This is a genomic window from Novosphingobium organovorum, from assembly GCF_022832435.1.
GTDB classification, from domain to species: domain Bacteria; phylum Pseudomonadota; class Alphaproteobacteria; order Sphingomonadales; family Sphingomonadaceae; genus Novosphingobium; species Novosphingobium organovorum.
In genome coordinates, this window is record NZ_JALHLF010000008.1 from 1 (window position 1) to 22537 (window position 22537).

At 64.8% G+C, this 22537-nt stretch carries 20 protein-coding genes and 3 tRNA genes; 10 read left to right on the forward strand and 13 right to left on the reverse strand.

The genetic code is table 11. The features are described from left to right. From MTR62_RS03760 to greA, 4 genes are all read left to right on the forward strand, one after another. Window positions 1–356, forward strand: a 356-nt coding sequence (locus MTR62_RS03760) for a glutamine amidotransferase-related protein (protein ID WP_244017103.1), incomplete at its 5' end; no start/stop codon positions are given. Beyond that, window positions 353–643: a hypothetical protein gene (locus MTR62_RS03765; RefSeq protein ID WP_244017105.1), complete on the forward strand. Its 291-nt coding sequence runs from the start codon at window positions 353–355 to the stop codon at window positions 641–643. The genes MTR62_RS03760 and MTR62_RS03765, both read left to right, overlap by 4 nt. A 38-nt stretch (window positions 644–681) precedes the next feature. Next, window positions 682–4005: a carbamoyl-phosphate synthase large subunit gene (carB, locus tag MTR62_RS03770; RefSeq protein ID WP_244017107.1), complete on the forward strand. Its 3324-nt coding sequence runs from the start codon at window positions 682–684 to the stop codon at window positions 4003–4005. Window positions 4006–4140: 135 nt separating this feature from the next. After that, complete coding sequence (gene greA, locus MTR62_RS03775) at window positions 4141–4617, forward strand: transcription elongation factor GreA (protein ID WP_244017109.1); 477 nt, start codon at window positions 4141–4143, stop codon at window positions 4615–4617. Window positions 4618–4738: 121 nt separating this feature from the next. Here greA and MTR62_RS03780 read toward each other — a convergent pair whose 3' ends face one another. The 5 genes from MTR62_RS03780 to MTR62_RS03800 all read right to left on the reverse strand — a co-directional run bounded on the left by MTR62_RS03780 (window position 4739) and on the right by MTR62_RS03800 (window position 7276). Further along, window positions 4739–4963, reverse strand: a complete 225-nt coding sequence (locus MTR62_RS03780) for a DUF4170 domain-containing protein (protein ID WP_244017111.1) — start codon at window positions 4961–4963, stop codon at window positions 4739–4741. A 501-nt stretch (window positions 4964–5464) separates the two neighbouring features. After that, window positions 5465–6004: a hypothetical protein gene (locus MTR62_RS03785; protein WP_244017113.1), complete on the reverse strand. Its 540-nt coding sequence runs from the start codon at window positions 6002–6004 to the stop codon at window positions 5465–5467. Further along, window positions 5997–6314, reverse strand: coding sequence for a hypothetical protein (locus MTR62_RS03790; RefSeq protein ID WP_244017115.1), 318 nt, complete (start codon window positions 6312–6314; stop codon window positions 5997–5999). The genes MTR62_RS03785 and MTR62_RS03790 overlap by 8 nt, the downstream gene beginning before the upstream one ends. Next, window positions 6311–6721: a phage holin family protein gene (locus tag MTR62_RS03795; protein WP_244017118.1), complete on the reverse strand. Its 411-nt coding sequence runs from the start codon at window positions 6719–6721 to the stop codon at window positions 6311–6313. Before MTR62_RS03795 ends, MTR62_RS03790 begins: the two co-directional genes overlap by 4 nt. 24 nt (window positions 6722–6745) lie before the next feature. Then, entirely contained in the window at window positions 6746–7276 is a 531-nt protein-coding gene (locus MTR62_RS03800; protein ID WP_244017120.1) for a hypothetical protein, read from the reverse strand. Window positions 7277–7479: 203 nt separating this feature from the next. On the opposite strand from MTR62_RS03800, the gene eno reads away from it, so the two are divergent. Beyond that, on the forward strand, window positions 7480–8766 hold the full coding sequence (gene eno / locus MTR62_RS03805; RefSeq protein ID WP_244017122.1) for a phosphopyruvate hydratase: 1287 nt from the start codon (window positions 7480–7482) through the stop codon (window positions 8764–8766). Window positions 8767–8955: 189 nt separating this feature from the next. Here eno and MTR62_RS03810 read toward each other — a convergent pair whose 3' ends face one another. The 5 genes from MTR62_RS03810 to MTR62_RS03830 form a co-directional block, all read right to left on the reverse strand. Continuing rightward, entirely contained in the window at window positions 8956–9558 is a 603-nt protein-coding gene (locus MTR62_RS03810) for a DUF922 domain-containing protein (RefSeq protein ID WP_244017124.1), read from the reverse strand. Between the two features lie 188 nt (window positions 9559–9746). After that, window positions 9747–10352 carry a helix-turn-helix domain-containing protein gene (locus tag MTR62_RS03815; protein WP_244017126.1) on the reverse strand — a complete coding sequence of 202 codons (606 nt, stop codon included), beginning with the start codon at window positions 10350–10352 and terminating at the stop codon, window positions 9747–9749. 862 nt (window positions 10353–11214) lie between these two features. Then, window positions 11215–11637: a 6,7-dimethyl-8-ribityllumazine synthase gene (gene ribH, locus MTR62_RS03820; RefSeq protein WP_244017128.1), complete on the reverse strand. Its 423-nt coding sequence runs from the start codon at window positions 11635–11637 to the stop codon at window positions 11215–11217. A 13-nt stretch (window positions 11638–11650) separates the two neighbouring features. Then, the gene (gene ribB, locus MTR62_RS03825) at window positions 11651–12952 is read right to left on the reverse strand and encodes a 3,4-dihydroxy-2-butanone-4-phosphate synthase (RefSeq protein WP_244017266.1); all 1302 of its coding nucleotides are present in this window, start codon (window positions 12950–12952) and stop codon (window positions 11651–11653) included. A 103-nt stretch (window positions 12953–13055) separates the two neighbouring features. Further along, a complete protein-coding gene (locus tag MTR62_RS03830; protein WP_244017130.1) occupies window positions 13056–14132 on the reverse strand; it encodes a YihY/virulence factor BrkB family protein in 1077 nt (358 codons plus the stop codon). Between the two features lie 198 nt (window positions 14133–14330). On the opposite strand from MTR62_RS03830, the gene MTR62_RS03835 reads away from it, so the two are divergent. From MTR62_RS03835 to MTR62_RS03855, 5 genes are all read left to right on the forward strand, one after another. Then, window positions 14331–16655: an autotransporter assembly complex protein TamA gene (locus MTR62_RS03835; protein WP_244017132.1), complete on the forward strand. Its 2325-nt coding sequence runs from the start codon at window positions 14331–14333 to the stop codon at window positions 16653–16655. Next, window positions 16655–20953 carry a translocation/assembly module TamB domain-containing protein gene (locus MTR62_RS03840; RefSeq protein ID WP_244017134.1) on the forward strand — a complete coding sequence of 1433 codons (4299 nt, stop codon included), beginning with the start codon at window positions 16655–16657 and terminating at the stop codon, window positions 20951–20953. The genes MTR62_RS03835 and MTR62_RS03840 overlap by 1 nt, the downstream gene beginning before the upstream one ends. Further along, window positions 20953–21201, forward strand: a complete 249-nt coding sequence (locus MTR62_RS03845; RefSeq protein ID WP_244017136.1) for a hypothetical protein — start codon at window positions 20953–20955, stop codon at window positions 21199–21201. Before MTR62_RS03840 ends, MTR62_RS03845 begins: the two co-directional genes overlap by 1 nt. A gap of 75 nt (window positions 21202–21276) precedes the next feature. Beyond that, window positions 21277–21645 (forward strand): PilZ domain-containing protein, encoded by a 369-nt coding sequence (locus MTR62_RS03850; RefSeq protein ID WP_244017138.1) that lies wholly within the window; start codon window positions 21277–21279, stop codon window positions 21643–21645. A 132-nt stretch (window positions 21646–21777) separates the two neighbouring features. Beyond that, on the forward strand, window positions 21778–22206 hold the full coding sequence (locus tag MTR62_RS03855) for a lysozyme inhibitor LprI family protein (RefSeq protein WP_244017140.1): 429 nt from the start codon (window positions 21778–21780) through the stop codon (window positions 22204–22206). 25 nt (window positions 22207–22231) lie between these two features. Here MTR62_RS03855 and MTR62_RS03860 read toward each other — a convergent pair. The 3 genes from MTR62_RS03860 to MTR62_RS03870 all read right to left on the reverse strand — a co-directional run bounded on the left by MTR62_RS03860 (window position 22232) and on the right by MTR62_RS03870 (window position 22537). Beyond that, window positions 22232–22307 (reverse strand) — tRNA-Lys (locus MTR62_RS03860). A 39-nt stretch (window positions 22308–22346) separates the two neighbouring features. Beyond that, window positions 22347–22422 (reverse strand) — tRNA-Lys (locus MTR62_RS03865). A 39-nt stretch (window positions 22423–22461) separates the two neighbouring features. Then, a tRNA-Lys gene (locus MTR62_RS03870) sits at window positions 22462–22537 on the reverse strand.

A 22537-nucleotide genomic window follows, 5' to 3' on the forward strand; every position in this document is an offset into this window, starting at 1 on the left:
TGCTCGAGGCCGACATGCCGATCTTCGGCATCTGCCTTGGCCACCAGATGCTGGCGATCGCGGCGGGCGGCAAGACCGCCAAGATGTTCCAGGGTCACCGCGGCGCCAACCACCCGGTCAAGCGCTACGAGGACGGCGTGGTCGAGATCACCTCGATGAACCACGGTTTTGCGGTCGACAACACCGCGCTGCCCGAAACCATCGAGGAAACCCACGTCTCGCTGTTCGACGGTTCGAACTGCGGGATTTCGATCAAGGGCAAGAAGGCCTTCGGCGTGCAGTATCACCCCGAAGCCTCGCCCGGCCCGCAGGACAGCTTCTACCTGTTCGAGAAGTTCGTGGGAATGCTGGGTTGAGCCGATGGAGCGCTCTTCTCCTCTTGTTGCCCGCCACGGCGCTGGCGGGGTGCGACCGGCAACCTGCGCCCAAGCCGCTGGTCGTGACGACCGACGGGAAGGCAATCGCGCAGCTGTGCAGTGTGCCCGTGACGATGTTCGCGGGCACGTCGCACAGCGCGACGGTGACGCTGCGCTCCGACCTGACCCGCGCCCAGCTGGAATGCACCTTGCGCGAAGTGCGCCGCTCGCTCCCCGACGCGCGCATTGTTTCGGCCGGATCGAGCAATCCGGCGTCGTCGCGTTGACCCAATTGACCCGAAAAGATCAAAGGCAGGATTGAACCATGCCCAAGCGTACAGACATCTCCTCGATCCTCGTCATCGGCGCGGGTCCTATCATCATCGGCCAGGCCTGCGAATTCGACTATTCGGGCACCCAGGCGATCAAGGCTCTCAAGGAAGAGGGCTACCGGGTCATCCTCGTGAACTCGAACCCGGCCACGATCATGACCGACCCGGACATGGCCGATGCGACCTATGTCGAGCCGATCACCCCGCAGGTCGTCGCCAAGATCATCGAGAAGGAGCGCCCCGATGCGGTGCTGCCCACGATGGGCGGCCAGACCGCGCTCAACTGCGCGCTCGCGCTGTTCAACGACGGCACGCTGGAGAAGTACGGCGTCAAGATGATCGGCGCCGACGCCGATGCGATCGACAAGGCCGAGGATCGCCAGCGCTTCCGTGAGGCGATGGACAAGATCGGCCTCGAATCGGCGCGTTCGGGCGTCGCCCACACGCTCGAGGAAGCCTACGCCGTGCTGGAACGCACCGGTCTGCCCTCGATCATTCGTCCCTCCTTCACGCTTGGCGGCACCGGCGGCGGCGTCGCCTACAACAAGGCCGAATTCGAAGCGATCGTGCGCTCGGGTCTCGACGCGTCCCCCACCACGGAGGTCCTCATCGAGGAATCCCTGCTGGGCTGGAAAGAGTACGAGATGGAAGTCGTGCGTGACCGCAACGACAACTGCATCATCATCTGCTCGATCGAGAACGTCGACCCGATGGGCGTGCACACCGGCGATTCGATCACCGTTGCCCCCGCGCTGACGCTGACCGACAAGGAATACCAGATCATGCGCTCGGCCTCGCTGGCCGTGCTGCGCGAGATCGGTGTCGAGACCGGCGGTTCGAACGTCCAGTTCGCGGTCAACCCCGCAGACGGGCGTCTTATCGTCATCGAGATGAACCCGCGCGTCTCGCGCTCCTCGGCGCTGGCCTCCAAGGCCACCGGCTTCCCGATCGCGCGCGTCGCGGCGAAGCTGGCCGTGGGCTACACCCTCGATGAAGTCACCAACGAGATCACCGGCGCCACGCCCGCCTCGTTCGAGCCGACCATCGACTACGTGGTGACCAAAATCCCGCGCTTCACCTTCGAGAAGTTCAAGGGCGCCAAGCCCGAACTGTCGACCGCGATGAAGTCGGTCGGCGAGGTCATGGCGATCGGACGCAACATCAAGGAATCGATGCAGAAGGCGCTGCGCGGCCTGGAAACCGGGCTCGACGGCTTCAACCGCGTGATCGAGCTTGAGGGCGCGAGCCGCGACACGATTACCGCTGCGCTGTCCAAGGCCACCCCGACGCGCCTGCTCAACGTCGCACAGGCCATGCGCGAGGGTTTCAGCGTCGAGGAAATCCACGCGATCACCGCCTACGACAAGTGGTTCCTGCGCCAGATCGAGGAGATCATCGCGGAGGAAAAGAAGATCACCAACGAAGGTCTTCCGATCGACGCGGCCGGTCTGCGTCGCCTGAAGTCGATGGGCTTCTCGGACAAGCGCCTGGCCACTCTGGCGGTGCGTTCGGTCCACGTCGCGGGCGGTCTGGGCGAGACCCAGGCCAAGCGTTCGGGCCTGCTCCACGACGCGCTGCGCGCCATGGCCGGCGCGACCAGCGAAGAGGAAGTGCGCGCGCTGCGCGCCAAGCTCGGCGTCCATCCGGTGTTCAAGCGGATCGACAGCTGCGCCGCTGAATTCGAGGCGATCACCCCCTACATGTACTCGACCTACGAGGCGCCCACCTTCGGTGAGCCCGAGGACGAGGCGATGCCGTCCGAACGGCGCAAGGTGGTGATCCTGGGCGGCGGTCCCAACCGCATCGGCCAGGGCATCGAGTTCGACTACTGCTGCGTCCACGCCTGCTTCGCGCTCGAGGAAGCCGGGTTCGAGACCATCATGGTCAACTGCAACCCCGAAACCGTTTCGACCGACTACGACACCTCGGACCGTCTCTATTTCGAGCCACTGACCGCCGAGGACGTGCTGGAAATCCTGCGCGTCGAGCAGTCGAAGGGCGAGCTTGTGGGCGTGATCGTGCAGTTCGGCGGGCAGACCCCGCTCAAGCTGGCCGCCGCGCTGGAAAAGGCGGGTATCCCGATCCTGGGCACCTCGCCCGACGCGATCGATCTTGCCGAGGACCGCGAGCGCTTTGCCGCGCTGGTCGACAAGCTCAAGCTCAAGCAGCCCGCCAACGGTATCGCGCGCAGCCGCGACGAGGCCGTCGCGGTCGCCAACCGCATCGGCTACCCGGTGCTCACGCGTCCCAGCTACGTGCTGGGCGGGCGCGCGATGGAGATTGTCGACAGCGAACAGCAGCTCGATGACTACATCGCGACCGCGGTGCAGGTCTCGGGCGACAGCCCGGTGCTGATCGACCAGTACCTGCGCGACGCGGTTGAATGTGACGTCGACGTGCTGTGCGACGGCGAGGACGTGGTCGTCGCGGGCGTGATGCAGCACATCGAGGAAGCGGGCGTGCACTCGGGCGACAGCGCCTGCACCATCCCCGCCTACTCGCTGCCTGCCGACATCATCGCCGAGATGGAGCGCCAGGCGCACCTGCTGGCGCTGGGGCTTGGCGTGCGCGGCCTGATGAACGTGCAGTTCGCGGTCAAGAACGGCGAGGTCTACCTCATCGAAGTCAACCCGCGCGCCAGCCGCACGGTGCCTTTCGTCGCCAAGGCGATCGGTCAGTCGATCGCCAAGATCGCGGCGCGAGTGATGGCCGGAGAGAAGCTCTCGACCTTCCCGCCGATCAAGCGCGAGCTGTCCTACACCGCGGTCAAGGAAGCGGTGTTCCCCTTCGCGCGCTTCCCCGGCACCGATCCGGTGCTCAGCCCCGAGATGAAGTCGACCGGCGAAGTCATGGGCATCGATCGCGACTATCCGCGCGCCTTTGCCAAGGCGCAGCTGGGGGCGGGCGTGCGCCTGCCGACCGAAGGCACGGTGTTCGTCTCGGTCAAGGACAGCGACAAGGCACACATCCTGCCCGCCGTGCAGAAGCTGGTGGCCGAAGGCTTCACCATCCTCGCCACCTCGGGCACGCAGAAGTACCTTGCCGAAGCCGGTCTTCCGGTGGTGCTGGTGAACAAGGTGGCCGAAGGGCGCCCGCACATCGTCGACAAGATCGAGGATGGCGAGATCGCGATGATCTTCAACACCACCGAGGGTTGGCAGAGCCTCAAGGACTCGCAGTCGATCCGCGCTTCGGCGCAGTCGGGCAAGGTTCCGATCTTCACGACGGCGGCGGCGAGTGTTGCGGCGGCCGAGGCAATCGCGACGATTCGCGGCAGCCAGCTTGAAGTCCGTTCCTTGCAAGATTATTATAGCTGAAATCGATCTTGCCTCCCCACATCGCTGCAGATCGGACCGATCCCCGTTTGGCTAAGCCTCGGGGACCGGGCAGGCGACTGGTCGCCATGCGCCGATGCAGTGAAGGGGCGGGGAGGCAACAGGAGGAAGACGTGAATGGCAAGTGTTGAAAAGCTGCCGATGCTCGCCGAAGGCTACGAACGGCTTGCGGCGGAAATCAAGGCGCTGAGGGAAGAACGTCCTCGTGTGGTCGATGCGATCGAGGAAGCGCGTGCGCACGGCGATCTTTCGGAAAACGCCGAATACCACGCGGCAAAGGAACGCCAGGGTCAGATCGAGGCGACCATCGCCGATCTGGAAGACAAGATCACCCGCGCGCAGATCATCGATCCCGCGACGCTTTCGGGCGACAAGATCATTTTCGGTGCAACGGTGACGCTGCTCGATGACGACGACAAGCCGGTCAAGTACCAGATCGTTGGCCCTTACGAGGCCGACGCGAAGGCGGGCCGCATCAGCTACAACTCGCCGCTGGGCAAGGCGCTGATCGGCAAGAAGGTTGACGAGGAAGTCGAAGTGACGGTTCCCTCGGGCGACAAGTTCTACATGGTCGAGAAGATCGACTTCATCTGACCGGGATCACGGGTGAGGGGCCTGCCCCGCGGCCCGTGCCCGCAGACAGTAAAAAGGCCGGAAGAAGCGGGCGCTTCTTCCGGCCTTTTTGCATGCCGTTGCAACGCTTGCGCGCGGCGGCTCAGGCCTCGGCGGTTTCCGGGTCGAGCAGGCGATGCAGGTGCACGATGACGTACTTCATCTCGGCATCGTCGACGGTGCGCTGCGCGGCCGACTTCCAGGCGTTCTTTGCCGTGGCCATGTCCGGGAACACGCCCACGATGTCCATGTCGTTGAGATCGACGAATTCGAGCCCGGTCGGATCCTTGACCCGACCGCCCATCACGAGGTGAAGTTTCTGCGTCATGCCTTTGCGCCACTTTTTGCTGTTGGGAGTGGGAAGGCCCTATAAGTTTTCGCATGGCCTTGGCAAGGCCGTATGTCTCCAGAGGTTCATGCAAAATTTGCTCTTGCGAAGTATTAGCGATAAGGCGCTTCGCAAGAAGGCCTCTAGCGCCGTGACCCGCCGGTTTTGCCCTATTCTCTTGCCCGAAACGCAACACGCCGCGCAACTTTTGATAAAGCGCGCGGCGTTCCGGAAAATGTAAGAGGTGGCGGGTTTGGCGCCCGACCAACGCGACGATGGGCGCTATCCTCATGCTTTTTGGAAAAGCGGGCGTCTGTCGCGCACCAGACCGAGGTCTAACGCGTTTTTCAGTCACGTGGATAGGCCCGCCAGCTCAGAAAGCGGGTTTCACTAGAAATCCATAGCGATCGAACCAATAACCGGATCGATCGCTATGGTGTTTCGATTCTGACGTTGACGCCCCGATCGAACAGGCTGCGTTCAACGGTCCCGATCACTCCGCTAGCGCCGGATCGACTTCTTGAGATGCTCGGCGAGATCCGAGGCCTTGTGCGCGCCTTCGGCCGCCGCATCACCCAGGCGAACGGCTTGCTTTCCGCTCGCTTTGCCAAAGGCGCTGGCTGCGGACAGCGCGGCTCCGGCGAGCTTTTCAAGGCGGCTTGCGGCCAGTTCGCTGACCGCGCCGGTCTTGTCTTCGATCAGGGCCAGCGCGCCTTCGGCCTCCTTCTCGGCAGTGTGACCCAGCGCCCCAAGGCGCGATCCGGCGCGTTTGCCGAACAGGACGCTAGCCGCGCCCGCGCTCTTTGCCAGGCCCAGCGCCTTCGATGCCGGGCCGCGCGTCAACCGGCGCGGGAGCAGTGCGGCGACGGCGGCACCCACCACCAGGCCGCCCGCGACGGTCACGGCCGGATGGCGCTTGACGAAGGAGACAACCTTGTCGGAGGGGCGCGCCGGAGCGGCCTTGCTCGGCAGGGCAACGATGTTGCCGGCGTTGGCGCCGGTCGCGGAGGTCTGCGGCTTGGTGGATTCGCTGTCAGCCATTGTCGGTTTCCTCTTCTTGGTCGCTGTCGGGGCTCAGCAGGGTCTCGAACCAGGCGACGATGGGTGTTTTCAAGAACCAAAGCACGAGCGCACCGAGGGTTCCGGCGACGACCGCCGGATTGCTCTCGATCACCGCGACGGCTTCGTCGAATGGCGCGCGTACTTTCTCCAGGCTTTCATCGACGATCCGCCCGGCGAGACCGCGCTCTTCCATGTCGGCCTTGATCGCGTTGTAGTGTGTGTCGAACGCGGCGCGCGCGGCATCGCGGGCGGCGCGCAATTCTTCGACTTTCCGGCCCGAGGCGCTCATGCGAAAGGGTCCCTGGGGGCAGGCTCGGCGATGACGGCGCTGATGCCGGCAAGGCTGCGGCGTGCGGCCAGTGCGCACAGGCCCGCCAGCACGACGAAGCCGAGTGTCACCACGGCCATCGCGCCCCAGGCCGTCAGGATCGGGGCAAGGGCGAAGACGAGCCCGACAACCAGGGCGACCGCCGCAAAGAACAGCAGCGCGAGCGACAGGACGAGAAGCCCCGTGATCGTGCGCAGCTTACCCGCAACGAAACCGGCGCGCGATTTCTGGTAGGCCAGTTCGGCCCGCGCCAGCACCTTCGCTTCACCGGCGAGAAGGCGCAGATCCTCGGCAAGGGTCAAGCTCTCGAGGTCCGCCGTTTCCGGCTCGTGCGGTGTTCGCGCGATGGCCGCTGTGTCCTGCTCCATGGGGTAAGAATCGAACCTTTGGAATTATTTGCCCTTGGAAAACAGGCGTCCGAGAAGATAGCCGGTCGCCACCGCCATGCCAACCGCGACGAGCGGGTTCTGGCGGACCATGGTGCGCGCATCCTCGCCCAGTTCCTCGAACGACTTCTCGTCGAGGCGCACCGCGGCGTCCTGCATCGATTTCGAGGCGGTGCGCACATAGTCGCCGTACTTCGCCCCCGCCTTGTCGTCGATGTAGGCGACATTGTCGTCGATCACCTTGGACAGGCGCACGATGGCCTTGCTGGTCTGTGCCTTGCCTTCGAGCGCGAGTTCACCGGCCTTGACCTTGGCGTCCGCGGCAAAGGCCTCGGCCTTGGTGCGGGCCTCACCGCTACGCTCCTTGGCCTCTTCGCCCAGATCACTCTTTTTCTGGGCGAATTTTTCAAGGCACTGGTCCGCCAGGGCCTGGGCGCCGGCCTTGGCCTCGTCCATGGCCTTGGTGAAGTGGCTCTTGGCAGCGTCCACGCCCGGCGCCTTGACGTCATCTGCGGTAGTTTCGGTGGAATCGACCATCGTTGAATCCTTCCTTGGCCAGCCTGAGGCGTATACATCCATTTTCCCGCAACGCGGTAACGGCGGGGGCATGATAGGTTATCGGGGCCGAGTAACACAAGTTTCTCGATAGAGTTGCAACGCAACTTGTCACCCGAAGTTCCGCTGCTAAGACGCCGGACAACGGCACAGCGTGCGTGCCCTCACGAGGAGAGTTATCCGTTATGACCGCGATCATCGACATTCATGGCCGTGAAATCCTGGACAGCCGGGGCAATCCGACGGTCGAAGTGGACATCCTGCTCGACGATGGCAGCTTCGGCCGCGCCGCCGTGCCCTCCGGTGCGTCGACCGGTGCACACGAAGCTGTCGAACTGCGCGATGGCGACAAGAGCCGTTACCTGGGCAAGGGCGTGCTCAAGGCCGTGGAAGCGGTGAACACCGAAATCGCCGAGGCGCTCGTGGGCCTTGATGCCGAGGATCAGCGCGATCTCGACCTGGCGATGATTGACCTTGACGGGACCGAGAACAAGTCGCGCCTGGGCGCCAACGCGATCCTGGGCGTCAGCCTTGCCGCCGCAAAGGCTGCCGCGGCCGCGCGCGGCCTGCCGCTCTATTCGTACATTGGCGGCGTTTCGGCGCATGTCCTCCCGGTTCCGATGATGAACATCATCAACGGCGGCGAGCACGCGGACAACCCGATCGATTTCCAGGAATTCATGATCATGCCGGTGGGGGCGGATTCGATCGCCGAAGCCGTGCGCTGGGGTTCGGAAGTGTTCCACACACTCAAGAAGGGTCTGTCGGAAAAGGGCCTGGCGACGGCTGTGGGCGATGAGGGCGGCTTTGCCCCCAACCTTGCCAGCACGCGTGACGCGCTCGACTTCATCATGGCCTCGATCGAGAAGGCGGGCTTCAAGCCGGGCGTCGACATCCAGCTCGCGCTCGACTGCGCCTCGACCGAGTTCTTCAAGAACGGCAAGTACGAGATCAGCGGTGAGGGTCTCTCGCTCGAACCCGCCGCTTTTGCGACGTACCTCGCCGATCTGTGCGGCGCCTACCCGATCGTCTCGGTCGAGGACGGCATGGCCGAGGATGACTTCGAGGGCTGGAAGGCGCTGACCGACGCGATCGGCAACAAGGTCCAGCTGGTCGGTGACGACCTGTTCGTGACCAATCCCAAGCGTCTGACGATGGGCATCGAACAGGGCCTCGCCAACTCGCTGCTGGTCAAGGTCAACCAGATCGGTACGCTGACCGAGACGCTCGAAGCGGTCTCGATCGCCAACCGTTCGGGCTACACCGCGGTCATGTCGCACCGTTCGGGCGAGACCGAGGATTCGACCATCGCGGACCTCGCGGTCGCGACCAACTGCGGTCAGATCAAGACCGGCTCGCTGGCCCGTTCGGACCGGCTTGCCAAGTACAACCAGCTCATCCGGATCGAGGAAGAGCTGGGCGGCGCGGCGCACTACGCCGGTGCCGGCGCGTTCAACGTCAAGCTGGGCTGATCGTACCGGGCGCGGGCTTTCCGCGCCCGCGTACCCGACTGAAAAAGGGCGCCCTCGTGTTTTGTGCACGGGGGCGTTTTTTGTGTCATTTTCGAGGATTAGCCTTTAATCAATTGATTTTAAGTGATTAAATTTTGAAATCGTGCCGCTCACTGTGGGGCGTTCGGAGGTTCGTGATGCCTCCTTCGCCTAAAGCGGAACGATCGTTGTTGCACCGTGGTTCGTCTCGCGGTCGTAGGCGCGATTTTCCGCCTCTATGCTGCGGAATACGGCTTGCACGGCAGCCGGGATCTGGTCGCAGGGGCTGGTGTTGATGGCCTTGAGTACGTCGCCGCGACGTTTCCAGGCGAGTAGGACGTGGCCCTTTTCATGGTCGAGCAGCGAGGCGCGATAGCGGGCGAAACGCTGACGCAGATCTTGGGGAGCACCGTCTTCGTCAAGAGAGGGGATGCGGATGGTGGCGTAGAAAGTGATGTCGCTTGCCCGCGCAAAGCATTCGCCGTGATCGCTTTCGTGCCAGGTGTAGGCGAAGCGGGCCTGCGTTGCGCCGTCGTAGCGGTGGCCATCGCTGGGGTCGGTGGGTTTGGCTGCGTCGATGGAGTGGCGCACTTGCGTGGCGGTGCGGCCTTGGACGGTGTATGGGGAAAGGGTGACGTTGGGGATGCCCGCCAGCGCCGACTTTTGGGACGCCCCCGACGCCATGGTTGAGACGAGGAGAGCGCTCACAAGGACAACAGGGGCAATCACGGAATATGCGGGCACACGCGCAGGCCTTTTCAGCGATTTCGACATCGAGGGCATCCCGGTCGAGCGGCGCTTTCATGCGCCAGCCGGGGGTCTGCGTCCAGAGCGCTTGCGGCCAGTCTGCTGCGGCCTGCGTCCCCCTGAGCCGGCCGCAACCCGTACAGGCGCCATGGGTATTGGCACCGGCATCGCGTTGCGCGTCCGGTGGGCGTGCGGCCAGGCCTAGTGGGTGCGTGTCAGCGCGCCTTGGCGGCCTGGGGTGACCCGCCGTCGTCGAGCAGGACGACCGAGCGGGATGAGGCGGTGAAATAGTCGAGCATGGCGGCGTATCCGCGCGCGCTCAGCTTGACATAGACGCGCCGTGCATCGCCCGGATCGGCCTCACGGACCAGAAGGCCCTGCTTTTCCAGAATGGTTATCCAGCGCAGCGCGGTGGTCGAAGGAACAGCCGAACCGATGCAGGCGCTGGTGACCGACACGCTGCGGCGTTCTTTCGCGGCGATGAAGAGGTCGAGCAGGATGTCCCAGGCGGGTTCGCCAAAGAGATCGTCCGATTGGAAGATCTTGGAGCGTCTCCTGCGATCTTCGTACGTTTGCCGGGCCAGTTCGACCCAGATCGGGTGATCGCGCCTTCCGGGGCTGCCTGTGGCCAGCGTCGGACGGGCGCTGGTTGGCAGCGTGCCGTCGCAGGCCAGTTCGGAAATGAAGTCGAACGCGGAAGCGTCCGGCACGGCATCCTCGTCCATTTCGAGTTGGCGTGCCATGGCCAGCAATTCGTTCGCGATGCCGATGAGCCGGATGGCCCGCTTTCGGTTTCGCATCACCTGGTCTGTCTTTTCCATCAATTTGGATCACCGTCGCACAAGCTGAAGGCGGACAGGCCAGACTGGATCAGTCTGGACGCGAACCGCGCGCTACGTCGACGTCGGAGCTGTTAACCCTTACAATCCGGTCTTTATACAGACTTTGCCCCGATCGCCAGACAACGATGTATACCTTAAGCGCAGTTCCGAGTTCGCGTCTTTACGAGGTTCCTCCAAATCGGTGGCACTTCTCGGTTCGTCTAGCGTGCGCGACAACTCGCAGAGGGCGGCATCGAGGTGTGCGGCTGCGAGGTTGGCTCCCAGCGCGTCGAGCTGGGCCAGGGTCTCGTGCAGATTCCGGATTACGGACTGCGGATCGATTGAGCTGTTCATTCTGCCGTTTCTCCAGTCGGCTATACGGTATCGAGTGCGACCTCGTTGGTTCCGATTGCGGGCGTCTTCCTATGCGACCCGGCAGACGCTTTAAATTTTGTAACGTCCAAACTGGGGGAAGTAATCGCGTTTCAGTCCTTTGCATGGGCTGTCGGAAGGTAGCAATCGGGGTTTGGCGGGCGTCTGAATTTGAGACTGGCTCGCACTCAGGCCTTAATGGCTAATTTCTACCCGAACGAGCGCTTAGGGGAATTGCCTATTGATCCGATAAGGGCCGAATGCGCGCGCAAGCGCCCACGCGGCGCCATGCCGCCCGTCGTGCCGCCGTGCGTTTCGCTCGGGATTTGCGGCGGAGCGGCGGCGGGGGCGTGACGGGCCGGGATCGTGCGTCGCGGGGGCAGGCGGGCAAAGTCTGCGCCGGACATGAAAGCGAAAGGCGCCGGTGGCTCGAGGCCAACCGACGCCTTCGTTGAAACGGGTTGATCGGGAGCCCGCCCGATCTGGCGGATCAGCGGCCGAAACGGTCCTGCAGCTTGAGCAGGGCCATTGCGGCCTTTGCCGCCTCACCGCCCTTGTCCTTCTGTGCCGGATCCGCGCGCACGATGGCCTGGGCCTCGTTCTCGACGGTCAGCACGCCGTTGCCGATGGCAATACCGTCCATCGTCATGGCCATGATCCCGCGCGCGCTTTCGCCCGCGACGATCTCGAAGTGGTAGGTCTCGCCGCGGATCACCACGCCGATGGCGACATAGCCATCGTACTCGCCCGCACCGTCGGCAAGCGCGATGGCGCCGGGGATTTCGAGCGCACCGGGAACGGTGATGACGTCGACCTTGTGGCCGGCCTTTTCAAGCGCCTGGCGCGCGCCGGCGACCAGCATGTCGTTGAGATGGTCATAGAAACGCGCTTCTACGATCAGGAAACGGGCCATTTTCGAATGCTCCTCAGGCAGCGCTTGCCGAAATCGGGCGTTCGCCCACGATATTGAGGCCGTAGCCTTCGAGTGCGACAAGCGAGTGGCGGGTGTTGGTCAGCAGGACCATGTCGTGAATGCCGAGTTCGGCGAGGATCTGCGCGCCCACGCCGTAGTCGCGCAACTCCTCCAGATTCGGAGCCTGTCCATCGCGAACCTGGCGCTTGAGGTCCATCATGCGCGAGAGCGATTGTTTCACCGGATTGTTGATAACCACGATCACGCCGCACCCTTCCTCGCCGATGATGTCCATCGAACGGTGCAGTAGGTCGGTGCGTTCGTCCGACTGCTCGCCGAACACGTCGTTGAACAGCGAAAGGGCGTGCATGCGCACCAGCGTGGGCTTGGCCGGGTCGATCCGCCCCTTGACCAGCGCAACGGTTTCGTCACCCGTGGCGCGGTTGAAATAGGTGCAGGCATTCCAGCGTCCGCCGTAGCGGCTGTCGAAGCCGATTTCGTTGACCTTTTCGACCATCCGGTCGTTCTTGCGGCGATAGGCGATGAGATCGCGGATGGTGCCGATCTTGAGGTCATGCAGCCGCGCGAAGGAGACAAGGTCGTCCATCCGGGCCATCGTCCCGTCGTCCTTCATGATCTCGCAGATCACGCCCGAAGGATTAAGCCCGGCGAGCCGGGCGATGTCGACCGCGGCTTCGGTGTGCCCGGCGCGCACCAGCACGCCGCCGTCGCGCGCACGCAGCGGGAAGACGTGCCCCGGCGTCACGATGTCGTCGCGCCCCTTGGTGCCGTCGACCGCGACCGAGATGGTGCGCGCGCGGTCCCCGGCGGAAATCCCCGTGCTTACGCCCAGGCGCGCCTCGATCGAGGTGGTGAAGGCGGTTTCGTGGCGGGTCCGGTTGTTCTGGCTCATCAGCCCGAGGCCGAGTTCGTCGACCCGCTGGCCGGTGAGCGAGAGGCAGATGAGGCCGCGTCCGTGCGTCGCCATGAAGTTGATCGCGGCGGGCGTTGCCATCTGCGCAGGGATGACGAGATCACCTTCGTTCTCGCGGTCCTCGTCGTCGACCAGGATGAACATGCGCCCGTTGCGCGCCTCGTCGATGATCTCCTCGATGGGGACGAGCACGGGCGTATCTTCGTTCGAGAACAGCGCGCGTTCAAGCTTGGCGAGCGTTTCGGCGGTGGGGTTCCAGGCGTCCTCGGTGCAGTCGCGCAGGGTGTTGGCGTGCAGACCGGCGGCGCGGGCAAGGCCGGAGCGGCTCATCGCGCCGTCCTTGACCAGTTTGCGGACGTGTTCGATCACATTGGCAGGCATGGGCATAACAGACTCACATTTTGATGTTGGCTCGATAGGCCTTATTCACATTAAAATGCAAGTTGGTTGTGCCCGCGCCCATCGTGGAGTGGGTGGCTTGTGCTCAATCCCGCTTGGAGCGGCCCCGGTTCGTGCGGCCCCAATTGGCACGACGCCGTGCCTGGCGCGCGCGCTGGACCTTGCGATCTTCCAGGTCGCGCAAGGTCGGGATGGTGTCGTCGAGCACATCGGCCAGCACCGCGCCCCGTTCTCCCGGTGGCCGGGCGGGGCCGGCGGTGGTGTCGAGGAACACCTGCCGCTCGATTTCCGCGTTGAGCAGGGCGCCCAGCAGCACCCCATAGCCCGACAGGTAAAGCCACATCAGGAACACCACGATGGCCGAAAGCGAGCCGTAGGTGGCGTTGTAGTCGCTGATATAGGCAACGTAGAGCGAGAAGCCGAACGACACCGCGATCCACAGGAAAGTGGCGAGGAACGCGCCGGGCGCCAGCCAGCGCCACTTCGCCGGGCGCCGGTCGGGCCCATAGCGCATGATGAGTGCAAATCCGGCGCTGCCCAGCAGCAGCGCCACCAGCCAGGTCAGCCACTTGAACAGCGTTGCCGTCGAAGGGCCGATGAAGTGCGCCGCTTCGCCCTGGAGCCAGGCGAAAACACCCCCTGACAAGACCCCGGTCATCGCGATGAGGATGGCGGCCAGCGTCAGGCTCGCCGCGCGCAGCGATACGGCGATGAAGCCGCGCGTTTCGTGCTCCTCGTTGACGATGTTGAGCGCGGCGATCATCCCGTTGGCCGCGCGCATGCCGCCGAAAATCGCGAAGAACAGCGCGATGACGAGCGCGAGCCCGGTGACGTCGGAACTGGTCGAGACGATCTGGATGAGCTGTTGTTCGAGCAGATGGGCGACTTCGGGGGGAACCACCTCGACGATGCTCTGCATCTGTTCGCGCACGGTGTCGGCATCACCGATGAGGCCGTAGATCATCACCGTCGCGGCGATCAGCGGGGTCAGCGCGAGAAAGCAGTAGAACGCCAGCCCTCCGGCAATCAGGCCCAGTTCGTGAAATCCGGCCATGATCCACACGCGCCGCACGATCCGCAGCCAGGCGCGCAGGGGCAGGCGGAGGGGCCAGGTCGAATTCGCTCCGGCGGGCAGGTCGTCTAGGGGCGTTTCGTGAGTCATTTACGGTAAAATCGGGTTGGGAACCATTGTCGTTGCAATGCGATAAAGGTTATCGGCATCGTGAGCGGCATGGTGCGATCAGGGGCAGAGTCGGCGTAATACATGAAGTGGTCTGTTAACACCCGAAACGCCGATCGTGTTCCCTTGATCGAGGCCGGGGGCTTGCGTGACCGGCGGGTCCGGGCCGGATGCGCGACCATGGCCCTCGCGATCTGCCTGGCGCAGACCGGCCCCGCCTGGGCGCAGGACGATGCGGCGGCGCGTGCGAGCGCGGCCCCGTCGCGGGATGGAGCGGTCAAGGACGCCAAGGCCGAGGATGGCCGGTCCCAGGATGGCCAGTCCAAGGATGGCAAGTCCCAGGATGGCGGGGCGAGCGGTGATGCCTCCGCGAGCCTTCAGCCCGGATCGCTCGACCTGCCGCCGGTTCCGGCCGATGCAGAGCTTCCGGCGGTCGACCCGGTGATCACCGACAAGGAATTTGCCGCGCGGGTGCCCAAGCTCGACACCGCCGACGATGCCGAACTCGACAAGCCGCTCGAATCGATCGAGGCTTTCGAAAAGCGCCTTGCGTCCGACCAGTCCGACGCCAAGCCCGAAAGCGGCAGCGCGGCGCCGCTCGGCGATCCGGCTCTGGCCGATGGGCAGACCAGCGAGCAGATCGGCGATGCCCCGGTCGACGACAAGGAGCTGACCGCCGATCTTCCCCCGCTTGACAGTTTCGAGGTTACCCCGGTCGAATTCGCCGAAAAGGCCAAGGCCTCCGATGCGCCGCTCGAAGTGCGCTACACCATCGACCTCGAAGGTCTTGCCGAGGTCGACGCACAGACCTCGGCGGACATCACGAACACCTTCAACGATGCCTCCGCGCTCAAGCAGGGCAAGGGCAAGGCTGCCAATGCGGCGATGATTTCGGCCCGGCTCGAGGAAGACGGGCAGCTGCTCCAGACCATCCTCGCCTCCGAGGGCTGGTATTCACCGCGCATCCGCACCCGCCTCGCGCCTTCGCGCGATGCGGACGATAACACGCTCACCGCGCGCATTTCGGTCAATCCGGGCAAGCGCTACGCGTTCTCCGATATCGTCATTACCGCCGATCCGACCGTTCCGGAAAACCTCATCCGCGACAATATCGCGCTCAAGGTGGGCGAACCGATCATCGCCGCACGGGTCCAGGGCGCCGAAGCGCAGGTGGCGGTCGCGCTGCCGCAGAACGGCTATCCGTTCGCCAAAGTCGGCCAGCGCGACATCCTGCTCGATCGCGACACCGGCGAAGGGCTCTACACCCTGCCGGTCGAGGTTGGCCCGCGCGGACGCTTCGATGGCATCCGCACCGACGGCAAGACCGCGTTCGATGCCGACCACATTCAAATCCTTGCCCGGTTCAGGAAGGGCGATCTCTACGACAGCCGCAAGGTCGACGACTTGCGCAAGGCACTGATCGGCACCAGCCTGTTCTCGACCGTGTCGGTCGAGCCTGAAAAGACGGGGCAGAGCGCGGGCGATGGCACCGAATACGTCCAGCTTTACGTCAAGCAGGAAGCCGGTCCACCGCGCACGATCTCAGGATCGCTGGGCTATGCGGCCGGCGAGGGTGTGACGACCGAGGCAACCTGGACCCACCGCAACCTGTTCCCGCCCGAAGGCGCGCTGATCGTCAACGGTGTCCTTGGCACGCAGGAGCAGGGGCTTGGCACGACCTTGCGCCGCTCGAACGCGGGTCAGCGCGACCGCACCTTCGAATTGACGGCCGAGGCCTTCCACAACGATTACGACGCCTACAGCGCCTATACCGGACGCCTGGCGGTCAAGATGAGCCGCGATTCCACGCCCTTGTGGCAGAAGCGGATCACTTACGCCTATGGCGCCGAGCTGATCGGCACGGCGGAGACCGATTACGACACCGCCGCAGCCAAGCGCGTGCGCCACACGTATTACATTGCAGGGCTCAACGGGCAGGTTGGCTTAGATACTTCGGACAGCCTGCTCGATCCGACCCGTGGCTTCAAGCTGACCACGCTGCTCCAGCCGGAAGCCACGCTCAACAAGGGCTTCAACCCCTATCTGCGCGCGCGCATCGACGGATCGGCCTACTATCCGGTGAGCGACGGGCTGGTGCTGGCGGGCCGCGTGCGGCTGGGCACGATCCAGGGTGTCGATCTGCATGACGTCGCGCCGTCGCGCCGGCTCTACGCCGGTGGGGGCGGTTCGGTGCGCGGCTACAGCTATCAGGGGCTGGGAGAGCAGGCGCCCGACGGCAAGCCGGTGGGTGGGCGCAGCCTCAACGAAGCCTCGGTCGAGGCGCGCTACCGCTTTGGCAACTACGGGGTCGTCGCCTTCGTCGATGCCGGGCAGGCCTATGCGCAGACGATGCCGCAGTTCAACGACATCCGTTACGGCGTGGGCCTGGGCGGACGTTTCTACACCAACTTCGGACCGATGCGCCTTGATGTCGCAACGCCGATCAACCGCCGCTCGGGAGAAGCGCTCATCAACGTCTATGTCTCGATCGGGCAGTCCTTCTGATGGCGGACGATACCATGCACGAGCCGGGTGAGGGTGAGGGCGTAGCCGTCGTGAGCGGCGAGGAGAGCGCGATCGGGACCGACAACGCGGCGGGCGTCGAACCGCGCGCCCGCACGATCGGGCAGCGGGTGCGCTCGCGCCTGCTCAAGACCATCGTCGCAGCGGTGCTGGGCATCGTGGTGCTGGGCGCGGCGCTGATCTTCGGCATCGACACCGGGCCCGGACACCGTTTCGTGGCCGAGCAGATCGCCGCGCTCAGCTTTGAAAACGGCATGCGCATCCGGGTGGGTCGGATCGAGGGTTCGCTCTACGGGAAGATGAGCCTGCACGACCTTTCGGTTTACGACACCAAGGGCGAATTCCTCTTCGCGCCCGAGATCGACGTGGACTGGCGCCCGTTCGCCTATCTAGAGAAGCACGTCGACGTGCGCAGCGCGACCGCGGCCAAGATGATCCTGCGCCGCTCTCCGGTGTTCAAGCCGACGCCGCCGAGCGAAGGCCCGCTCTTGCCCGATCTCGACATCGACATCGGTGAACTGCGCATCGACCAGTTCGTCGCCGAGGCCCCGGTATCGGGCAAGCTGCGGATCATGACCGTCTCGGGCAAGACGCATATCGCCAATGGTCGCGCCGAGGTTGAGGCCAAGGGGGCGACGGTGGCGATCGCGGGCAAGGAAGGCGGTGACCGGTTCGACGTCACGCTCGACGCGGTGCCCGACAAGAACCGCCTCGCGATCGACCTCGACCTCCAGGCTCCCACCGGCGGTGTGATCGCCGCACTCTCGGGCTTCACACAGCCGCTTGCGCTGAAGGTTTCGGGCAAGGGCGACTGGAAGACCTGGAACGGCGCGCTCAAGGGGAGTTACGGTTCCAAGCCGTTGGCCGACCTCACCCTCGCCGCGCGCGACGGGACCTTCCACGTCAAGGGGCCGACCGAGGTCGCCCGGCTGGTGTCCGGCCCCACGGCGGCCTTGCTCGGCCCGATCACCGAGGTCGATCTGACCGCGGCACTGGCAGAGCGGCGGATGACCCTTTCGGGGCAGGTTTCCAGTGATGCCTTTCGGCTTGTTCCCAAGGGCTTGGTTGATTTTTCTGATAACACTTTTGAGGACTTGCAGCTCGACTTCGCGCTGCTCAAGCCAGCGGTCATGGCGCCCGAACTGAAAGGGTCGGGGCTCGATGCCCATGTCACGCTCGACGGAGCGTTCGCAACGCCCAAGGTGGCCTATGCGATCAGCGCCAGTCGGCTGGTGATGAACGGCATGGGGCTTGAGGCCCTGCGCGCGCAGGGCGAGGCGCGGGTCGATGCCGACCAGATCCTCATCCCGGTCTCGGCACGTGTCGCGCGCATCACCGGGCTCGACAGCGTGGCTGGCGGCAAGCTCGACAACGTGACGCTGGCCGGTGATCTGGCGATCAAGGGCACGCGCATCCTGTCGGACAACCTTCGCCTCAAGTCGGACCGGATCGACGCCAAGGTCCTCGTCGTCGCGGACATGAGCACCGGGCTCTACACCGGCGCGATCGACGGACGGATCGACCGGTACGAGATCGCCAGCGTGGGCGTGTTCACCATCGCCACCGACATGGATCTCAAGAGCAAGGGCGGCGCCTACGCGCTTGAAGGCACGGTCAAGGCGCGTTCGACCAAGTTGCTGAACGAGAACCTGAACACTTACCTTGGCGGCAATTTTGCGGTCTCCTCGCGCGTGCATTACGGCAGCGATGGCGTCGCGCGGTTCTCGGGGCTGGCGCTCAGCGCGCCCTATCTCACCGTGCGCGGTGGCAGCGGGATGTGGTCGCCCGACGGGCGGATCGCCTTCGACGCCAACGCAACCTCGCAGCAGTATGGCGCGATCGGTGTGCGCGTGCGCGGTTCGATCGCCAATCCCGACGCGCATCTGACGGCTGAGCATCCGGGACTGGGCATCGGTCTGGCCAATCTCGACGCACGGGTGACCGGCGCCAAGAATGGCTACCGCCTCAACCTCACCAGCGACACCGATTACGGCCCGCTCAAGGGCGACGTGACGCTCGAGATGGGCAAGGCAATGGCGGTGCAGATCAACAGCGCGAACCTGTCGGGCGTCGATTTCGCCGGACGGCTGGTGCAGACCAAGGCGGGCCCCTTCGAAGGGCAATTGACCGCCAAGGGCAACGGCATCGGCGGCGTGGTCGATCTCGCCGCGCAGGACCGGTATCAGGCCGCGACCTTCCATCTACGCGCCAAGGACACGGTGTTCGACGGCCCGGCCAAGCTGGCCATCGGTTCGGCGATCATCGATGGGCGCACGGTGCTTTACGACCAGCCGCTGGTCGAGGCCGACGCCCAGCTTTCGGGTACGCACTTTGGCGACTACGATCTCGCCGCCGCGCGGGTGCTGATCGATTACCGCGACGGCAAGGGCAAGGCCAAGGCGCTGGTCGAAGGCGTGAGCGGTATTCCCTTCCGCCTTGGTATCAACGCCGAGATGCAACCCGAACTGTGGCGCGTGGCGCTGAACGGGCGCATGCGCGGGCAGAGCGTGAAGACGCTGAGCCCGGCGCGCATCACGATCAAGGACGGGACCTACGAACTGCTGCCCACCGCGCTCTCCATCGGTGGTGGCACCTTGCGGGTTTCGGGCCGTTATGGCGATGGCTACAAGCTGGAAAGCCGGCTCGAGGGGCTTGACCTCGCGATGGCCAATTCGTTCATGCCGGGGCTCGGCCTTGGCGGCACGATCAACGGCAGCTTCGATTTCGAGCAGGCCTCGCCCAGCGCCTTCCCGCGCGCCGATGCCCGCCTCACGCTGACCAACTTCACTCGTACCAGTTCGACCACGGTGAGCGAGCCGGTCAATGTCGCTTTCGTCGGCAAGCTCCTGCCCGATGGCGGCGAGGCGCGTGCGGTGATCCGTGAGCGGGGTAGCGTGGTCGGACGGATGGTGACGAGCCTGCGCCCCTTGCCGCCCGGCGATGGTCCGTGGATGACGCGCCTGCTTCAGGCACCGCTCAGCGGCGGTATCCGCTACAACGGCCCGGCCGATACGCTGTTCTCCTTTGCGGGGCAGCCCGGACAATCGCTCACCGGTTCGGTGGGCATGGCGGCGGACTTCTCGTGCCAGCTCGCCGATCCGTGCCTCAAGGGCATCGTCAAGGGCCGGGATCTGACTTACGAGAACCAGGCCTATGGCACCAAGCTTTCGGACATGGCGCTGTCGGGCAGTTTTGACGGCAGCCAGTTCAAGCTCGATTCGCTGACCGCCAACGCGGGCGATGGTACGCTCAGCGCCAGCGGATCGGTCAGTCTCGCCGCGGCGGACGGGTATCCGATGGACTTCACGGTCAAGCTCGACAAGGCGCGCCTCGCCAAGAGCAACGCGCTCTCGGCCAGCGCGACCGGCACGCTCAACTTCACCAAGAAGGCCAAGGAGCCGCCGCTCCTCTCGGGCACGATCCGCCTGCCGGAGACGCGCTACAAGATCGTGCGCGAGGGCGCGGCGCAAGTGCCTGCGCTCACCGGCGTGCGTTTCAAGCCCCGCCGTGGTCCGGCGCGCGTGACCGGCGACGAGGAAGCCGAGACGCTGACAGGGGCCTTTGGCAACATCCGTCTCGATCTGCACGTCAAGGCGCCGGAGAAGCTCTACGTCTCGGGCATGGGGCTGGAATCCGAATGGAGCGCGGACTTTACCGTCGGGGGCACCAGTTCGGAGCCGACCATGTCCGGCAACATCAACCTGGTGCGCGGCACGCTTGGCTTTGCCGGGCGCTCGTTCGAGCTGAGCGAGGGCAAGATCGCCTTCAACGGCGGCCGCACGATCGATCCCACGATCGACCTCACCGCGACCGAGACGATCGATGATGTCGAAGTGAGCGTGGTCGTCTCGGGGCAGGCCTACAACCCCGAAATCGACTTCAGCTCCTCCCCCAGCCTGCCGGACGACGAGATCGTCTCGCGCATCCTGTTCGGCAGTTCGGTGGCCAACCTCTCGGCGATCCAGGCCGTGCAGCTGGCGTCTTCGCTCAATTCGCTGCGCGGAACCGGCGGCGGCCTCAACCCGCTGGGCACCCTGCGTTCGGCCACTGGCGTCGACCGGTTGCGGATTCTGGGGGCGGATGAGACGACCGGGCGCGGCACCGCGCTGGCTGCGGGCCAGTACCTGACCGACGACATCTACGTCGAGATCATCACCGACGCGCGCGGCTTTACCGCGACCCAGCTCGAGATCAGCGTGACCAAGTGGCTCTCGGTGCTGAGCCAGGCGGGCGGTTCGGGCGTCAACAGCGCGAGCGTGCGCATCAAGAAGGACTATTGATGCGCCGACGCGACTATGCGCTGATCGTCGCGCTGGGACTTGTGGCGGGGCTCGGGGCCTGCCAGCGCAAGCCCGACTTTGACGAGCGCTATCAGGCCGCCAGCAAGCGGATCGAGGACAGCGCGCGCGCGATCGACGCCCAGATAAGCGCCGCGCCGCCCTCGGGCGAGCCGACGGATGCGCCCACGCCGTCGTCATCGGCTGCGTCAGCCGGTGCGGCAGCGCGGCCGGTCCAGGGCGCACGCTGAAGGCGCTCGGACAACCGGGCGTTTACCAATGCCCCTTATCGCCGGTGTCCGGCAGCGTGCAGCGGGCACGCGCGCATGGAGGAAGGAAGCGGGGTGCGGCAGTTCGGATCGAGTGGCCGGTTTGAAGAAGCTGGGGGATATCCTCGGGACGATCGTCTGGCGCGGCGCCACAGCGTGTTCCTTCACGCGCGCTGCCGAACGTCGCCCTGGCGGGTATTCGATGTCGAGATCGGCAACATCAGCGCGGGCGGGTGCAGCCTGATCGGTGTGCGCGACCGGTTTGCGATCGGGGCCGAAGTGGGCCTGCGCATCGCGCACCTCAAACCCTTGACGGGCTATGTCACCTGGACCGGCGAAGGCGTGGTCGGCGTCGAGTTCAAGAGCGCGCTCAGCGAGCGCGTGATCCGCGTTCTCAACGAGAGCTACCGGCTCGATCCGGCGTGACGCGCGCCCTTGGCCGGGTGGTTGGGTTTCGGATGCAATTGACGTTCGTCAAGGTCGCCTTGCCGCCCGCGCTGTAGTAGTCTGGTGTCTATCGAGAGCCCGCAAAGGGCCGATACGACAGGAGATGGACGCATGATGACCAAGGGTTTGATTGTCGCAGCGATGGGCCTTGTCGGCTCTGCCGGTCTGGCTGGTTTTATGGGCAGCGGGGCGCTTCACGCGCAGGACTGGCAGGAAATCGAAAAGCACTATACCCCGGCCTACACCAAGTGCCTCGATGGGCCGGCGGCGGCGTCGGGGGACCAGAGCGCGCTCGCACAGTGCTCGCTCGACGAAGTGACGCGCCAGGAGGCGCGGATCGACGCGGCGCTGGCCAAGGCGCCTGCGGACAAGGTCGAGGCGCTGCGGGCGGGCCAGTCGAAGTGGAAGGAGGATCGCGGCACGTTGTGCGAAGAGGAGGCCAAGTCGCTCGTCGGCGAGGCGACCAAGCGCATGGCGCGCGCGGATTGCAGTCTTGATGAGACAATCCGGCGGCTCATCACCATCGAAGCGGTGAAGTGATCGCGATCTTTGAAAGAAGGGAGGGTGGTGGACGCACTTGGGCTCGAACCAAGGACCCGCTGATTAAGAGTCAGCTGCTCTCCCTACTGAGCTATGCGTCCCCTCGTGGGGCTCATCCGCAGGGATGAGGGATTTGGTGGTGGTGGACGCACTTGGGCTCGAACCATGGACCCGCTGATTAAGAGTCAGCTGCTCTACCAACTGAGCTATGCGTCCCCACGAGGGGCTCATCCGCAGGGATGAGGGTTTTGGTGGTGGTGGACGCACTTGGGCTCGAACCAAGGACCCGCTGATTAAGAGTCAGCTGCTCTACCAACTGAGCTATGCGTCC

What these genes read in the sequence shown, in the direction of transcription:
- carB (WP_244017107.1), top strand. Translation starts at nt 682, where the DNA reads ATGCCCAAGCGTACAGACATCTCCTCGATCCTCGTCATCGGCGCGGGT.
- greA (WP_244017109.1), top strand. Translation starts at nt 4,141, where the DNA reads ATGGCAAGTGTTGAAAAGCTGCCGATGCTCGCCGAAGGCTACGAACGG.
- MTR62_RS03780 (WP_244017111.1), bottom strand. Translation starts at nt 4,963, where the DNA reads ATGACGCAGAAACTTCACCTCGTGATGGGCGGTCGGGTCAAGGATCCG.
- MTR62_RS03785 (WP_244017113.1), bottom strand. Translation starts at nt 6,004, where the DNA reads ATGGCTGACAGCGAATCCACCAAGCCGCAGACCTCCGCGACCGGCGCC.
- MTR62_RS03790 (WP_244017115.1), bottom strand. Translation starts at nt 6,314, where the DNA reads ATGAGCGCCTCGGGCCGGAAAGTCGAAGAATTGCGCGCCGCCCGCGAT.
- MTR62_RS03795 (WP_244017118.1), bottom strand. Translation starts at nt 6,721, where the DNA reads ATGGAGCAGGACACAGCGGCCATCGCGCGAACACCGCACGAGCCGGAA.
- MTR62_RS03800 (WP_244017120.1), bottom strand. Translation starts at nt 7,276, where the DNA reads ATGGTCGATTCCACCGAAACTACCGCAGATGACGTCAAGGCGCCGGGC.
- eno (WP_244017122.1), top strand. Translation starts at nt 7,480, where the DNA reads ATGACCGCGATCATCGACATTCATGGCCGTGAAATCCTGGACAGCCGG.
- MTR62_RS03810 (WP_244017124.1), bottom strand. Translation starts at nt 9,558, where the DNA reads ATGTCGAAATCGCTGAAAAGGCCTGCGCGTGTGCCCGCATATTCCGTG.
- MTR62_RS03815 (WP_244017126.1), bottom strand. Translation starts at nt 10,352, where the DNA reads ATGGAAAAGACAGACCAGGTGATGCGAAACCGAAAGCGGGCCATCCGG.
- ribH (WP_244017128.1), bottom strand. Translation starts at nt 11,637, where the DNA reads ATGGCCCGTTTCCTGATCGTAGAAGCGCGTTTCTATGACCATCTCAAC.
- ribB (WP_244017266.1), bottom strand. Translation starts at nt 12,952, where the DNA reads ATGCCTGCCAATGTGATCGAACACGTCCGCAAACTGGTCAAGGACGGC.
- MTR62_RS03830 (WP_244017130.1), bottom strand. Translation starts at nt 14,132, where the DNA reads ATGACTCACGAAACGCCCCTAGACGACCTGCCCGCCGGAGCGAATTCG.
- MTR62_RS03835 (WP_244017132.1), top strand. Translation starts at nt 14,331, where the DNA reads ATGGCCCTCGCGATCTGCCTGGCGCAGACCGGCCCCGCCTGGGCGCAG.
- MTR62_RS03840 (WP_244017134.1), top strand. Translation starts at nt 16,655, where the DNA reads ATGGCGGACGATACCATGCACGAGCCGGGTGAGGGTGAGGGCGTAGCC.
- MTR62_RS03845 (WP_244017136.1), top strand. Translation starts at nt 20,953, where the DNA reads ATGCGCCGACGCGACTATGCGCTGATCGTCGCGCTGGGACTTGTGGCG.
- MTR62_RS03850 (WP_244017138.1), top strand. Translation starts at nt 21,277, where the DNA reads ATGGAGGAAGGAAGCGGGGTGCGGCAGTTCGGATCGAGTGGCCGGTTT.
- MTR62_RS03855 (WP_244017140.1), top strand. Translation starts at nt 21,778, where the DNA reads ATGATGACCAAGGGTTTGATTGTCGCAGCGATGGGCCTTGTCGGCTCT.